15 protein-coding genes are annotated in these 14,684 nt (G+C 55.2%); 11 read left to right on the top strand and 4 right to left on the bottom strand.

Features of this window, described 5'->3' with window-relative positions; translation table 11 throughout:
* The first annotated feature begins 5 nt into the window (after nt 1-5).
* Genes D6C13_RS05510 through uraH form a run of 4 tightly spaced genes read left to right on the top strand, consistent with a single transcriptional unit; the run spans nt 6 to nt 3,344 of the window.
* Complete coding sequence (locus D6C13_RS05510) at nt 6-1,244, top strand: pyridoxal-phosphate-dependent aminotransferase family protein (protein ID WP_120131814.1); 1,239 nt, start codon at nt 6-8, stop codon at nt 1,242-1,244.
* Nucleotides 1,244-2,518 (top strand): allantoate amidohydrolase, encoded by a 1,275-nt coding sequence (hpxK, locus tag D6C13_RS05505; protein ID WP_120131813.1) that lies wholly within the window; start codon nt 1,244-1,246, stop codon nt 2,516-2,518. The genes D6C13_RS05510 and hpxK overlap by 1 nt, the downstream gene beginning before the upstream one ends.
* Nucleotides 2,515-3,012 carry a 2-oxo-4-hydroxy-4-carboxy-5-ureidoimidazoline decarboxylase gene (gene uraD / locus D6C13_RS05500; RefSeq protein ID WP_120131812.1) on the top strand — a complete coding sequence of 166 codons (498 nt, stop codon included), beginning with the start codon at nt 2,515-2,517 and terminating at the stop codon, nt 3,010-3,012. Before hpxK ends, uraD begins: the two co-directional genes overlap by 4 nt.
* A complete protein-coding gene (gene uraH, locus D6C13_RS05495; protein ID WP_120131811.1) occupies nt 3,009-3,344 on the top strand; it encodes a hydroxyisourate hydrolase in 336 nt (111 codons plus the stop codon). Before uraD ends, uraH begins: the two co-directional genes overlap by 4 nt.
* Before the next feature lie 11 nt (nt 3,345-3,355).
* Here uraH and D6C13_RS05490 read toward each other — a convergent pair whose 3' ends face one another.
* Nucleotides 3,356-4,624, bottom strand: coding sequence for a glutamine amidotransferase-related protein (locus tag D6C13_RS05490; protein WP_120131810.1), 1,269 nt, complete (start codon nt 4,622-4,624; stop codon nt 3,356-3,358).
* A gap of 213 nt (nt 4,625-4,837) precedes the next feature.
* Between D6C13_RS05490 and D6C13_RS05485 the strand changes: the two genes are divergently transcribed.
* Nucleotides 4,838-5,344: a DUF1993 domain-containing protein gene (locus D6C13_RS05485; RefSeq protein WP_120131809.1), complete on the top strand. Its 507-nt coding sequence runs from the start codon at nt 4,838-4,840 to the stop codon at nt 5,342-5,344.
* Between the two features lie 68 nt (nt 5,345-5,412).
* On the opposite strand, the gene D6C13_RS05480 is transcribed toward D6C13_RS05485, so the two are convergent.
* Both D6C13_RS05480 and D6C13_RS05475 read right to left on the bottom strand, forming a co-directional pair.
* Nucleotides 5,413-6,186, bottom strand: coding sequence for an amidohydrolase (locus tag D6C13_RS05480; RefSeq protein ID WP_120131808.1), 774 nt, complete (start codon nt 6,184-6,186; stop codon nt 5,413-5,415).
* Nucleotides 6,174-7,334, bottom strand: a complete 1,161-nt coding sequence (locus D6C13_RS05475) for a pyridoxal phosphate-dependent aminotransferase (protein WP_120131807.1) — start codon at nt 7,332-7,334, stop codon at nt 6,174-6,176. Before D6C13_RS05475 ends, D6C13_RS05480 begins: the two co-directional genes overlap by 13 nt.
* Nucleotides 7,335-7,542: 208 nt before the next feature.
* Between D6C13_RS05475 and D6C13_RS05470 the strand changes: the two genes are divergently transcribed.
* Genes D6C13_RS05470 through D6C13_RS05460 form a run of 3 tightly spaced genes read left to right on the top strand, consistent with a single transcriptional unit; the run spans nt 7,543 to nt 9,397 of the window.
* Complete coding sequence (locus D6C13_RS05470) at nt 7,543-8,157, top strand: methylthioribulose 1-phosphate dehydratase (protein WP_120131806.1); 615 nt, start codon at nt 7,543-7,545, stop codon at nt 8,155-8,157.
* Nucleotides 8,154-8,840: an acireductone synthase gene (gene mtnC / locus D6C13_RS05465; protein ID WP_120131805.1), complete on the top strand. Its 687-nt coding sequence runs from the start codon at nt 8,154-8,156 to the stop codon at nt 8,838-8,840. The genes D6C13_RS05470 and mtnC overlap by 4 nt, the downstream gene beginning before the upstream one ends.
* A gap of 11 nt (nt 8,841-8,851) precedes the next feature.
* Nucleotides 8,852-9,397 carry a 1,2-dihydroxy-3-keto-5-methylthiopentene dioxygenase gene (locus D6C13_RS05460; RefSeq protein WP_120131804.1) on the top strand — a complete coding sequence of 182 codons (546 nt, stop codon included), beginning with the start codon at nt 8,852-8,854 and terminating at the stop codon, nt 9,395-9,397.
* A gap of 591 nt (nt 9,398-9,988) precedes the next feature.
* Here the strand turns inward: D6C13_RS05460 and mtnA are convergent.
* Nucleotides 9,989-11,017, bottom strand: coding sequence for an S-methyl-5-thioribose-1-phosphate isomerase (gene mtnA, locus D6C13_RS05450; RefSeq protein WP_120131803.1), 1,029 nt, complete (start codon nt 11,015-11,017; stop codon nt 9,989-9,991).
* Nucleotides 11,018-11,133: 116 nt separating this feature from the next.
* Here mtnA and mtnK point away from each other — a divergent pair, with 116 nt between their 5' ends.
* From mtnK to D6C13_RS05435, 3 genes are all read left to right on the top strand, one after another.
* Complete coding sequence (mtnK, locus tag D6C13_RS05445) at nt 11,134-12,333, top strand: S-methyl-5-thioribose kinase (RefSeq protein WP_120131802.1); 1,200 nt, start codon at nt 11,134-11,136, stop codon at nt 12,331-12,333.
* A 94-nt stretch (nt 12,334-12,427) separates the two neighbouring features.
* Complete coding sequence (locus D6C13_RS05440; protein ID WP_120131801.1) at nt 12,428-12,898, top strand: YehS family protein; 471 nt, start codon at nt 12,428-12,430, stop codon at nt 12,896-12,898.
* A 291-nt stretch (nt 12,899-13,189) separates the two neighbouring features.
* Nucleotides 13,190-14,587 (top strand): carbohydrate porin, encoded by a 1,398-nt coding sequence (locus tag D6C13_RS05435; protein WP_120131800.1) that lies wholly within the window; start codon nt 13,190-13,192, stop codon nt 14,585-14,587.
* The last annotated feature ends 97 nt before the right edge of the window (nt 14,588-14,684 follow it).

The raw sequence follows: 14,684 nt of genomic DNA, 5'->3' as shown, positions 1-14,684 counted from the left end.
TAACTATGTCAGATTTCATCTCTCCCGGACAAATCAACCCGCCGACCCGTCTGCTGATGGGGCCGGGGCCGATCAATGCTGATCCGCGTGTATTGCGGGCGATGGCGAGCCAGCTGGTCGGGCAATATGATCCGGTCATGACCGGCTACATGAACGAAGTGATGGCGCTGTACCGCGCGCTGTACAAAACCGAAAACCAGTGGACGTTTCTGATCGACGGCACCTCGCGCGCCGGGATAGAAGCCGTGCTGCTTTCCGGTATCCGTCCGGGCGATAAAGTCCTGGTGCCGGTGTTTGGCCGTTTCGGACATCTGCTGTGTGAAATCGCCCGCCGCTGCCGTGCCGAAGTGCACACCCTCGAAGCGCCGTGGGGGGAAGTGTTTGACCCGCAGCAAATCGAAGATGCGATTAAATCGGTGAAACCGCGCTGGTTGCTGACCGTGCAGGGCGATACGTCCACCACCATGTTGCAGCCGCTGGAACAGCTGGGGGAAATCTGTCGTCGCCACGGCGTGCTGTTCTACTCCGATGCCACGGCGTCCTTTGGCGGCAACCCGCTGGAAACCGACGCCTGGGGCTTAGATGCCGTATCTGCCGGTTTGCAAAAATGCCTTGGCGGTCCTTCCGGCAGTTCACCGGTGACCATCAGCCCGCGCTTTGAAGAACAAATCCGCCGCCGTAAATGCGTGGAAGAAGGCATCCGTACCGCCGATCACGCCGACGGTGACGAAGAGATGATCTACTCCAACTATTTCGATCTGGGCATGATCATGGATTACTGGGGCCCGGAGCGTCTGAATCACCATACCGAAGCCACCAGCATGCTGTTTGCCGCACGCGAATGTGCCCGCATCATTCTGGAAGAAGGGCTCGATACCGGCATTGCACGCCACAAATTGCACGGCGGCGCGTTGCTGGCAGGCATTCAGGGCATGGGGCTGGAAGTATTTGGCGACCTGAACCACCGCATGAATAACGTACTCGGCGTGGTGATCCCGCAGGGCGTTCACGGCGAACAGGTTCGTCAGATGATGCTCAACGATTTCAGCATTGAAATCGGTACTTCGTTTGGTCCGCTGGCCGGGAAAATCTGGCGTATTGGCACCATGGGCTACAACGCGCGTAAAGACTGCGTGTTGCAAACCCTGGTGGCGCTGGAAGCCGTGCTTAACCGTCTGGGCTTTGCGTCGAAATACGGCGCAGGGGCGCAGGCTGCCTGGGATCATTACGCAGGAGGTCAGTAATGGCTGAAGCCTTTACGCTGGCTGCGGTTTCCGAAAGCGCAAAATTTGCCGCTGAACGGGTGATGGCGCGCTGCGACGCACTCGCCGCCATCAGTGAAATGCCGGGACAACTGACCCGTGTGTATCTTTCCGAAGAACATTTGCAGGCCAACCGTCTGGTGAGCGAATGGATGACTGCCGCAGGTATGCGCGTCTGGCAGGACGGCGTCGGTAATATTTGCGGACGCTACGAAGGGCTGGACGCTTCTGCGCCTGCGCTGCTGCTCGGTTCGCATCTCGATAGCGTGCGTAATGCGGGGCGTTACGACGGTCCGCTCGGCGTGCTGACCGCGCTGGAAGTGGTGGCGCATTTGCATCAGAACGGCATCCGCTTGCCGATGGCGGTGGAAATTGTCGGGTTTTGCGACGAAGAAGGCACTCGCTTTGGTATCACGCTGCTCGGCAGTCGCGGGCTGACCGGCACCTGGCCAGCGGACTGGCTGGAACGTCAGGACGCGAAGGGGATTTCGGTCGCACAAGCCATGCAGAATTTCGGGCTGGATCCGCTGAAGATCGGCGCGTCACAGCGTGCGGTCAGCGATTTCTGCGCTTATCTGGAATTGCATATCGAGCAGGGGCCGTGCCTGCAGGCGGCAGATGTGCCGCTCGGTGTTGTTACCGCCATCAACGGTGCGCGTCGCCTTAATTGCGAATTTACCGGTCACGCCGGACATGCCGGCACCGTGCCGATGGGGCAGCGTCAGGACGCCCTGACCGCCGCCGCCGAATGGACGCTGGCGATTGAAAGTATCACCACGACCACCGGCCGCAATCTGGTGGCCACCGTCGGCACGCTCGAATGCCTGCCGGGCGCGGTGAACGTTATTCCGGGGCAGGTGAAATTGTCGCTGGATGTCCGTGGTCCGCGTGATGATGATCTCTCTGCGCTGCTGGAAACGCTGCTGGCGAAAGGGCGGGATATCGCCGCCCGGCGCGGGCTGGCGTTTGCCGCCGAACAGTTTTACGGTATCAGCGCGACGACGTGCAGCGCCGGTTTGCAGCACCGTCTGAGTCAGAGCGTTCTGCAATTGCAGGGGCAGGCGATGTCACTGCCAAGCGGCGCCGGACATGACGCGATTGCTATCGCCGAATGCTGGCCGGTCGGCATGTTGTTTGTGCGCTGCAAAGACGGCATCAGCCATCATCCCGATGAATCCGTCACCACCGGTGACGTGGCTTACGCGGTGCAGGCGTATATCAATACGGTGCTGAGTTTCAGTGAGGGGCATTTATGACCCCGGAAGAATTTAATGCGTTATCCGAATTCGAAGCCGTGGCGCTGTTGCGCCCGCTGGTGAATATTCCGGCCTGGGCGAAAACGGTCAGTGACATGCGGCCTTACACTTGCGTGGAAGAGGTGCTGCAAAGCGCCGGTTCTGCCTGCGAAAACTGGCAGCCGCAAGATATTACTCAGGCGCTGTCGGCGCATCCGCGCATCGGTGAACGCGCCAGCGGTGCCAGTCAGGAAGCGCAGCTTTCCCGTGGCGAACAGGCGACGCTCAATATCAGCCAGCAAACGGTGATTGATGCGCTGCATGAAGGTAATCTGCGCTATGAACAACGCTTCGGGCGGGTATTTTTGATCCGCGCCAAAGGGCGCAGTTCAGAAGAAATCCTCGAGAATCTGCAACGACGTCTGAAGAACTCACCGGACGCCGAATATCAGGAAACTGCTCAGCAGCTTAAAGAAATCACCCTTCTGCGTTTAAAGGAGATATTCCAGCCATGACCCGCATTACCACGCATATTCTCGATACCTCTCTGGGCCAGCCCGCAGCCAATGTGCGCGTCTGGCTGGAAAGCCTTGAAGGGCAGAAAATCACGGTTATCAGCGAAAGCCAAACCGACGCTGACGGGCGCGCCGCGAAATTAACGCCTGAACCGGTGGCTTGCGGCCATTACCGGTTATGTGCCGACATCGGCGCGTATTTCAAAGCGACCGGGCGCGACACGCTTTATCACTCGGCAATTATTGATGTGATGATCGACGGCGAGCAGGATCATTACCATCTGCCGCTCCTGATCAGTGCGTACTCTTACTCGACCTATCGCGGCAGCTAACTTTCTGTCAATCAGCCCATCAGCAGGTGCGGATGCTTTAACCGCACGCTTTGAGTCAGCGCCGCGTGGCTGACATCCCGCTCACGGTTACTCTGACGCACCTGTTGCAGAAACGCCATCAGCAGCGGATTCGGACGTTCGCGGCGCGACATCAGCTCCGGCTGCCCCTGAACGCCCATAAAGAACGGATGATTATCCAGTTCTACCGCCTGCGCCTGTTCGGCGCTTTCGTCATAACCTGAAATCCGCAATCCCGTACATTCCAGTTCCGCCAGCAAATGCGGATTCAGATAGCGGCGCTGGTTATAGCGCAGCGTAAATTCGTCGCCCATTTTATTCGCCAGCAGGCTGCCATTGCGGGTGATGACCGGATGATTCCCCAGCCGCGGCTGCGCGTGCTCGGCGAGCGGCAGACCGGTTTGCAGACTGCCCAGCGTTGACGGGCCGTGCATCACCACGCGATCCGGCCCGAGCACTTTCTGGCCCAGCGCCGTCACCATCTGATGCATTCCCTGATTGATACCCAGCACCGGGGTGCGGTTTTCCAGTGCCCATGCGGCGGTCGCCAGCGGGCTGGCCTGATGATCGCCTGACGTTAACGTCGCTCCCGGCAAGATAATGCCATCGACATCGCAAAGCGTGCAGTCGAGCTGACTGCCCAGTAACGCGGCGGTCACATAAACCACGTCAATGTTCATTGCCAGTGCATCGGCGGCGTCTCCCAGTGCAGCGAGCATCGCCGGATAGCTGTCGCGCTGCTCGGCAAAATCGCCCACCAGCGCCACGCGCAGGGTTTTTCCTGCCCGCATCACCGGCTGTGAGACGGAGCCTAACGCCCAGCGGCCGAAGGCATCGCGCCCCCAGCCATTACTGCGAATTTTGCCGGTGAGGCAGTCTTCGAGCTGAAATTTATCCTGAGTGCGTACCACGGTCAGTGACTCAATTTCTATGTCCTGTTCCGTGATTTGTGCCGCCAGCCCGGCGGGTAACGGTTCACGCAGCGGCACGACGATATCTTCTTTAAGTGCCCGATATATCAGAGATTCAAGGCCGGACTCTTCACCCGCACCGCGCCCGGTCAGGCGCTCAAGCCACACCAGTCCGCTGGTCAGTGCGTGTCCCTGCGCCGTCACGTGCTGACGGGCATTCGGGTAACGTTGTGCATCATGACTGACGGGAAAGTGACACAGCGGCAAAGCGCGGAGTTCAGCAAGTATCGCTGCCATCGCGCCGTACAACGCAGGTTCGGGCGTGGAGTGTGCAATAAAGGTGATGGTCATCAGTAGTCCTCTGTCAGATGTTTTTTGCGGGGGTATTGAATGCAAGAATTGATCCACACCGGGATGTCTTTACATGCTCTGACAAAAAGAGGGAAGTGTGTCGCAAACCAGCATTTCGTCACACTTCACTGCTATAAAACGTCGCGCTGTTTAGAACGGAACGCGCTAATGTAGCGCCGGTTGTTCTAACACTTCACTTACTAAGGAAGCATCATGTCAGCATCTCTTTATGGCAGTACGGCAGCACAGTTTGTTCGTGGTTTAAAGAACCTTTCAGCATTGCTGGAGAAGGGCGCGGCATGGGCAAAGGAAAACGGAAAATCAGAAGAAGAAGTCCTGAATACCCGTCTGGCTGATGATATGTATCCTCTGGCGCGTCAGGTGCAAATCACCAGTGATATGTCCAAAGGCGCGATTGCCCGTCTGTCAGGCGTTGCCGCACCGGCGATGGAAGACAATGAAGTGACGTTTGCCCAGTTACAGGAACGTATCGCCAAAACCCTGCGCTTTATCGAAAGCGTGGATGTCGCAAAACTGGAAGGCGACGAATCCCGTGAAATCGTAGTGAAAGGCAAAAACCATGAACTCAAATTCACCGCACACAGCTATGTTACCGTATTTGCCATGCCGAACTTCTATTTTCACATCACCACGGCCTACAACATTCTGCGCCATCTGGGTGTGAATATTGGCAAGGCTGACTTTATCGGCGGGAATTAATAGCGGCGGGAATGAATCTGCCCGTTACGAATTAATAATGCCCCGGCTGAAAAGTCCGGGGCATCTTTTTAATCATGTAAAAGATAGGTATCGGCATCGCGCCAGGCGGGGAAGGTTTCGCGGTAATCCTGTAAGGCTTCCAGCGATAATTCGGCTTCAATAATCATGGCTGAGCCCGGTTCGGCACGCGCCAGTTCTTCACCCTGCGGATTAATGATCAGGCTGTCGCCGCTGTAGTAATGGCCGTTATCGTCGTGGCCGACGCGGTTGCAACCGGCCACATACGACTGATTTTCAATCGCACGGGCAGCAAGCAATGTCTGCCAGTGGCGGCTGCGCGGTGCGGGCCAGTTGGCGACGTAAAGTGCCAGGTCGTAATCCTGACGGTTGCGGGAATACACCGGGAAACGCAGGTCATAACAGACCTGTGGCAGGATACGCCAGCCGCGCCATTCAACAATCTCACGACGCTTGCCCGGTACATAATAGTTGTGTTCACCGGCCATGCGGAACAGATGGCGTTTATCGTAAAAATGCACTTTGCCCTGCGGTTCAACCAGCAGGAAGCGATTCACGGCACCTTCTGTGGTGCTCAGCGCCACACTGCCGCCAATCATCGCCCCGAGCTGTTTTGCCCATTGTTGCAGCCATTGCACCACGCGGGATTCCGGCAGCGCGCTGCCCGGAGCCTGCATGGCGAAACCGGTGGTGAACATTTCCGGCAACACAATCAGGTCACGACCCGTCAGGGCACCGAGCAGGCTATCGAAATGCGCGAGGTTTGCCTCGCCGTCCAGCCACACCAGCGGCTGTTGCAATACGGAAAGTTTTAAAGTTGACACAGGCGCTCCGCAGCAGCGTCCAGCGTGGCTTCCTGTTTGGCAAAGCACAGCCGGACTAGTTTATGTGGGAAAGGGGCAGCGCAGAAAACCGACATCGGGATCGCCGCGACGCCCACATGTTCAGTCAGCCAGTGGCAGAATGCAACGTCGTCTAAATCGGACACGTCACTGTAATCGACCAGCAGAAAATAGGTGCCCTGACCCGGCAAAACCTTCAGGCGGCTGTTCTCCAGCCCTTGTGCCAGACGGTCACGTTTGGCCTGATAAAACGCGGGTAATTCCTGCCAGTGTTCCGGCGCTTCACGCAACATATCCGCCAGCGCCAGCTGTACCGGCGTGGTAATGGAGAAGGTCAGATACTGGTGAACCTTACGCAGTTCGGCGCTGATAATGGCCGGTGCGATGCAATATCCCACGCGCCAGCCGGTCATGTGATAGGTCTTGCCGAACGACGACACCGCAATCGCACGCTGACGCAACTCGGGATGGCGCAGCACGCTGGCGTGGCCTTCCGGCGCGAAACAAATGTGTTCGTAGACTTCATCGCTGAGCACGAAAATGTGTTTATCGGCGATGATCTGCCAGAGCTGTTCGACGTCGCTGTGGCTCCAGACGGTGGCCGAAGGGTTGTGCGGCGTGTTAATGATCACCAGTTTCGTACGGTCGGTTACCTGATCGGCGAATTCCGCCCAGTTCACCTTAAATTCAGGCGGCTGCAACTGAATGCGTTTCATCACGCCGCCCGCCAGTTCTACCGCCGGGGCGTAGCAGTCATAGCTTGGATCGAAAGCAATGACTTCATCGCCTTTCGACACCAGCGCGGTAATGGCGATATACAGCGATTCGGTCGCGCCAGCAGTGATGGTGATGTCAGTATTGGCGTCCGGCGCATAGCCGTAAATCTGTTCTGTTTTCGCGGCAATCGCTTCACGCAACTGCGCGGTGCCGGTCATCGGGGCGTACTGATTCGCGCCCTGACTGACGTGATACGCCAGACGATCTCTGAGATATTGCGGGCCATCGAAATCAGGAAAACCCTGCGACAGGTTAATCGCATTGTGTTTGTGCGCCAGAGCACTCATTTGGGTGAAAATCGTGGTGCCTAAGGCGGGAAGTTTACTTTCGGGGATCAATGCTGCTGTGCTCATGGCGGGTCAAGACTCCTGGACCGTTGACCTGACAGGCGTCAGGTGTGCAAATAGCGATGTTGCTGACAATATAACACGATGTTAATATTTGGCAATCAAGACGCTTAGATGGCTAAATGCCAATTCGGTCTAAGGCACTACGCTTTATATATATCGCTTTTTTCACCCCAAACTCAGTCCCTCAACGCACCGTTTTTTCAGGATAAAGATGACAGAAAATTTGCAACTGGGCGCGCTGCTGGCGGCCTGTCACTGGATTGGTCAGAAGGGCTGGAGCCCGGCAACCGGCGGCAATATGTCCGTGCGCGAAGGCGATGACCATTGCCTGATCACCGAATCAGGCAAAGACAAAGGATCACTGACCGCAGAAGACTTCCTGCTGGTGGAACTGGAAACCGGTCTTGCACCAGGCGGTCGTCGTCCCTCAGCAGAAACCGGCCTGCACACGATGCTGTATTCCCGCTATCCTGAAACAGGCGCGGTGTTGCATACCCATTCGGTCAATTCGACCGTATTATCGCGGGTAGAGCGCAGCGGCGCGCTGGTGCTGGAAGGCTACGAGATGCAGAAATCGCTCAGCGGCCAGACCTCGCACCTGGACCAGGTGGTGATCCCGATTTTCGATAACAGCCAGGATATTTCTGCGCTGGCGCAGAAAATTATCGCCTCATCAGAGCACACGCCGTTGCAGTATGGTTTTCTGCTGCGCGGCCACGGGCTGACGTGCTGGGGACGGGATGTCGCAGAAGCGCGCCGCCATCTGGAAGGGCTGGAATTCTTATTCCAGTGTGAACTGCAACGCCGCCTGCTGGAGGCCAAATGATCCGCGCCATCGTCACTGATATTGAAGGCACTACGACGGACATCCGTTTTGTGCATGATGTGTTATTCCCTTACGCCCGCCAGCGCCTGGCTGAGTTTTTGCGCCATGAGCATGAGCAGCCGGACGTTGCGGCGGCGCTGGAGGCATTACGCGCTGAAATCGACCGGCCACAGGCCAGCGTCGAAGCGCTGATCGAACAGCTGTTTACCTACATGGATAACGACGTGAAATCGACGTCGCTGAAAGTGTTGCAGGGCATTATCTGGCGTACCGGTTATGAGAATGGCGATTTTCGCGGGCATCTCTATGATGATGTCGCGCCACAGCTGCAAGCCTGGAAAGCCGACGGCCTGCAACTTTGTGTCTATTCTTCCGGTTCGGTGGACGCGCAAAAACTGCTGTTTGGCTACAGCGATGCCGGTGATTTAACGCCGCTGTTCAGCGGATATTTCGATACCCGCGTCGGTGCCAAGCGTGAAACTGAGTCGTATCAGAACATCGCCGAACAACTGATATTGCCGCCACAGGATTTACTGTTTTTATCGGACATCCGTCAGGAACTGGACGCCGCGCGCTTAGCGGGCTGGCATACCTGTCAGTTGATCCGCGATGACGCTGATGACCTCAGCAGCCACCTGCAAGTTAATCGTTTTGATCAGATAGCCTTAGAAACATTCTTATAAGAGGGTTGACCATGAGTGCATTGACGATTTTTAGTGACCAGGATCCTTCCGCACCGGTGTGGGAAAGCCGTGACGGCGACGCCATCGCTGCCGAACTGAGCAAAATTGATGTGCGTTTTGAGCGCTGGCAGGCCGACCGCGATTTAGGCGAGAACCCGCAGCCGCAGGACGTGATCGCCGCATATCAGCATGAAATTGATAAGCTGGTCGAAGAGAAGGGCTATCAGAGCTGGGACGTGATCAGCATGCGTCCGGACAACGAACAGCGCACAGTGCTGCGTACCAAATTCCTCTCCGAGCATACTCACGGCGAAGACGAAGTGCGTTTTTTTGTCGAAGGCGCCGGGCTTTTTTGTCTGCACCTGAACGGCAAAATCTTCCAGATCCTGTGCGAGAAAAACGATCTGATTTCCGTACCGGCCAACACCCGCCACTGGTTTGATATGGGTCGTTCCCCGTCGTTTACCGCCATCCGCGTGTTTGATAATCCCGAAGGATGGGTGGCGCATTTTACCGGCGATAAGATTGCGGATGATTACCCGAGAATGGGGGAGTAAGAGGGCGTCTTTGAAAGGCTTTAAATCTGAATCAAGTTCAAGGTCGTGGGCGTCGGCCCACACCGACCAGAGACCCGGTAACGCGCGGGCCTCTGGACTCCGCGCTTTTTTCACTGCGCGCTGTCGCGGGCACAACGGTCATGTTCTGGTGCATTGGTCAGTGGCGCAAATCCAGGTGCTTCGCACTGCCTTCTCTCGGTCTTCGAGCCACAGGTCTCGAAGCCGCTCCGTTCAGCTGAATTTTGAGCACGCCAATATACTTATCTAAAAGATCAATCCATTCCGTTTTTGAAATTAAGATCGTGCGGGCGGTTCAGAAATCTTGCTGAGTGAGAGGTTGCAGACCTGAGGCTGCAATCCCGAAATGAAGGCACCATGCAGCGGCAAGGTTTCCAGCCTGTCGCTGCGATACCTGAAACATGGCCAGCGAGCGAAGCGCTTGTGGAAAAAAGCGTGGAGGAATCCAAAGGAGGAAAAGCACTTTCCTCCTTTGGGCGGTTTCGGCGCAGCGCGATAAGCGATCGCTGCAATTGAGAAACCGAAACTTTCACCGTCTGTTTGCGAAGCATCCAGCGGCTTTTAGACGCGCACCTACTTCAGGGATGCAGCGAAGATCCCTTTGCTAACCTGCTCCGGTGTCACCACCCCCACATCCAGCACCCATCCGCTGATGAGCTCTGCAGGTGTCACATCAAACGCCGGGTTATAAACCTGCGCGTCGAGCGGTGCCCATTGCACGGACCCAAAACTGCCGGAAACGCCGGTGACTTCGCTCGCTGCGCGTTGTTCTATGGGGATCGCGGCACCGTTCGGGCAGTGCGGATCGTGCGTGGTATGCGGCGCGGCGACGTAAAACGGGATGCCGTGATATTTCGCCAGAACCGCCAGACTGTACGTGCCGATTTTATTGGCGACGTCGCCGTTGGCGGCAATGCGGTCAGCGCCGACCCAGATGGCATCGACACGTTTTTGCGCCATCAGGCCGGCGGCCATCGAATCACAAATCAGCTGATAAGGTATGCCCAGCTCGCCAAGTTCCCATGCGGTCAGGCGTCCGCCCTGCAACAGCGGACGGGTTTCATCCACCCACACCTGTTCCACATTGCCTTGTTCATGGGCGCGGCGGATAACGCCGATGGCTGTACCGACGCCCGCCGTTGCCAGTCCGCCGGTGTTGCAATGCGTCAGCAGGCGGCTGCCGGGCGTAACCAGCGTGGCACCGTGAGTGGCAATGCTGTCGCACAGCGCTTTGTCTTCCTCCACCAGACGCAACGCTTCTTCCACTAAGGCTTTCACGTAATCAGGTTGTTGCAACGCAGCGTTCATCCGGTCGAGATTATTCATCAGATTCACGGCGGTCGGGCGCGAGGCACGCAGCGTTTCCAGTGCGTGATGCAGTTCATCAGGCGCCATCCCCTGTTCGGCGAGCAGGGCCAGCAGCAGGCTGGCGGATAAACCAATCAGCGGCGCGCCACGAACACGCAGGGTGCGGAGGTGATCCACCAGTTCGCTGACGTCACGGCATTCGCGCCAGTCAGACTGTTGCGGCAGGGCTTGCTGATCGAGGATCCACAGCTGGTTTTCACGAATACGTAAACTGGTGGTTGTGAGGCTTTGCATTATTAGTTAAATCCTTGTTGCCCGGTTGCATCTGGTCACTTATTCTGCCAACATGCTGAACGGATGTATAGACGTCTAAACGCTTTAAAGGCTAAAAAAGAATTCGAGAGGTCAGGATGTCACGCTACTACACATTTACCGCCAAAGATGCCGTTGAATATGCCCGTCAGTTTGGTGGCGTGGCGGATCCTCAATCTCTGGTCACCGCCGATGAAATCGGTGACGGAAACCTGAATCTGGTGTTTAAGATCCGCGATACCGCGGGCATAAGCCGGGTGATTGTCAAACAGGCGCTGCCTTATGTGCGTTGTGTGGGGGAATCCTGGCCGCTGACGTTAGACCGTGCGCGTATTGAAGCCGAAACCCTGATTATCCACGGTCAGTACTGTCCGCAGCATACTGTCACCGTATTGCATCATGATGCTGAACTGGCAGTGATGGTGCAGGAAGACTTGTCAGATCATCACATCTGGCGCAGCGAACTGGTGCAGGGAAAATATTACCCCGAGGCATGCGCCCAGCTGGGTGAATATCTGGCGCAGACGCTGTTCCATACCTCGGATTTCTTCCAGAACGCGCAGACCAAAAAAGCCGAAGTGTCCCGTTTCACCAATCCGGAACTGTGTCAGATAACGGAAGATCTGTTCTTCACCGATCCGTATGTGGATCACGAGCGTAATAATTTTGACGCCATATTGCAGCCGGAAGTGGACGCGCTGCGTGCCGACAAACCGCTGCGTCTGGCGGTCGCTGCCCTGAAACATCGTTTCCTGAGCAAAGCAGAAGCCTTGCTGCACGGGGATATTCACAGCGGTTCGATTTTCGTTGCCGAAGGAAAACTGAAAGCCATCGATGCGGAATTTGGCTATTACGGTCCGGTCGGATTTGACCCCGGTTCCGCGATGGGCAATTTGCTGCTCAACTACTGCGGCCTGCCGGGACTGGTCGGCGTGCGTGAAGCGGCAGATGGCCGCGAGCAGCGCCTGAAAGATGTGCGCGAACTGTGGCTGAGTTTCTCCGAACGTTTCCTGCAGCTGGCGCGGGATAAATCACAGGATCCGACGCTGGCTGAGCCCGGTTATGCAGAGGCTTTCCTGCAGGAAGTCTGGCACGATGCGGTCGGTTACTGCGGCGCGGAATTGATCCGCCGGACCATCGGGCTGGCGCATGTCGCTGATCTCGATACCATTAAAGAGGCTGCGATGCGTGCCGATTGCCAGCGCCATGCGCTGAGCCTTGGACAAAAACTCATTCTGACCGCACAACAAATCGGCGATGTGGAGTCACTTATTGCGCGGATCCGTCAGTTCAGCTAATCCTGTAAGATTCTTGTATAATGCCGGCTTCGAGGTGCGTAGGGGTAAACCCGGTGGCATTTCCTCGGTTTACTTTTAACAGGAATACAGAATTATGATGCATAACCATGTCTTGCGCAGCGTGCGCTACATGTTGGATTTAAGCGAAGGCCAGCTGATCGAGATCCTCAAAACGACCGGTACGCCTGTCAGCCCTGAAGTGATGTCGCGTTACCTGAAAAAAGAAGACGAAGAAGGCTATATGGAAGTGCCGGACGAAGTCATGGCGAACTTCCTCAATGGCCTGATCACTTTCAAACGTGGCAAAGACGATCGCTTCCCGGCACCGGAAGTGGAAAAGCGCCTGACCAACAACATTATGCTGAAAAAACTGCGTGTGGCGTTTGAGCTGAAAACCGAAGACATGATTTCCGTGCTCACTGCGGCAGATTTCAAAGTCTCCGAAGGTGAACTGAGCGCGTTCTTCCGTAAAGAAGGCCACAAGAATTACCGTCCTTGCGGCGATCAGGTATTGCGTTACTTCCTGAAAGGTCTGACCGCGAAAGTTCGCCCGAAAAAGGGCTAAGACTGAACAATCGCTGAATACGTATATTCAGTGAAATAAATTCAAAATGAATAATAAGCGGGGTGCTTTTAACTAAAGCGCCCCGTTTTACGTTTATTAGTTTTATAAGGATGATATTTCGTTATTACAGTTTTACTTCACGTTTCCCCAGTTTAATTTTGACAGCTTATTAAGCCTGAATCTATCTTCATTTCTCATTATGAAATCTCTGGGCATTATTTTAAAAAATAAAACAACGACGTTGATTTTATAGCGGCGGGTTTGTTTTCTATTGGGAAGGATATCTGAATTATGAGAAAGATTAAAACACTGGCTTTATTAGTGGGGATCGCTGTATCTGGTTCAGCGATGGCGGCAAGTTCCAGTGCCAGTCTCGAAGCCCGAATGGCACTGCTGGAACAGCGCCTGCAGCAGGCAGAAGCGCGCGCAGAATCGGCAGAGAAACAAATTCAGCAGCTCACCAAACAGGATGTGCAACGCGAGCAGGAAATAGCCAGTGTGAAACAAGCCGCACCGGTAGAAGTGAAAACTGACGGTATATCGAAAGACAAGGTTTTAACCCTGAATGGTTTTGATAATTTGAAATTATACGGCGATGTGGAATTTAACGTCGACGGAACCAGTCGTAGCGGGCAATTAACGTCAATCCGCACCAGTGATAATAAGAACTGGAAAGCAGGTAACAATGAACGCTGGGATGTGAACGGCCGTTTATTAATCGGTCTTGACGGTTATCGCCGTAATGAAAATGGTCAGTTCTCCGGTTTCTCCGTGCAACCGACCGCTAACTTAAATGGCTCGATGGGTGTGGATGATGCGACGTTCTTCTTCGGTGAAGAAAAAGACTGGATGGCGAAAATCGGGCGCTTCGAAGCCTATGATATGTTCCCGCTTAATCAGGATACCTTCATCGAATATTCCGGTAATACCGCCAACGATTTGTACGCTGACGGTTACGGTTATGTCTACATGATGAAAGAAGGGCGCGGGCGTAGTAACAGCGGTGGCAACATTCTGCTGAACAAAAACATCGGCAACTGGTACTTCGAGCTTAATACCCTGCTTGAAGACGGGACCTCACTGTTTGCCGACAACAATTATCACGGTAACCATCTGGAACAAGATAAAAACGTTGCCTATCTGCGCCCGGTTATTGCCTGGAAAGGGGATGTCTATTCGGTCGCCGCCGCGATGGAAAGCAACGTGGTCGACAATGCTTACGGCTACAAAGATGCGCAGGGTAATACCATCGATCAGTCCAAACGTAACGGTTACGGCCTGACCATGACCTGGAACGGGCAGAAAGCTGATCCGGAAAACGGCATTGTGACTAACCTCAGCACCGCATATATGGACGCGACAGACGAAAAAGATTTTACCGTCGGAGCGAATGTGCTGTGGAAAAATCTCGAACTGGGCTACATCTACGCGCATAACAAAATCGAAGATTTCAGTATTGATGGCCTGCGTGCATCAGATTACAAAGACGACTGGTTTAATGAACCGGGCAGCTACGATATTCACACCCTCCATGCCAGCTACCTCATCCCAAATGTCATGGATATGAAAAACTTCAACGTCTATCTCGGGGCCTACGTGTCGATGCTTGATGGCGAGAGAACGTACTCAGATGTCGACAGTAACGAGAAGAGATACGGCGGGCGTGTTCGCTTCAAATACTTCTTCTAAATTACCCGTCATATTTCGCGTCACAGGTGCGTTGGCTGCACATGCTCGCCCGAATCACTTACTTAAGTAAGTGATTCGGGACTCGCTTGTTTGCCGC

Source organism: Rahnella woolbedingensis (assembly GCF_003602095.1).
Classification (GTDB): domain Bacteria; phylum Pseudomonadota; class Gammaproteobacteria; order Enterobacterales; family Enterobacteriaceae; genus Rahnella; species Rahnella woolbedingensis.
This window is presented reverse-complemented; position numbering and strand designations above follow the sequence as displayed.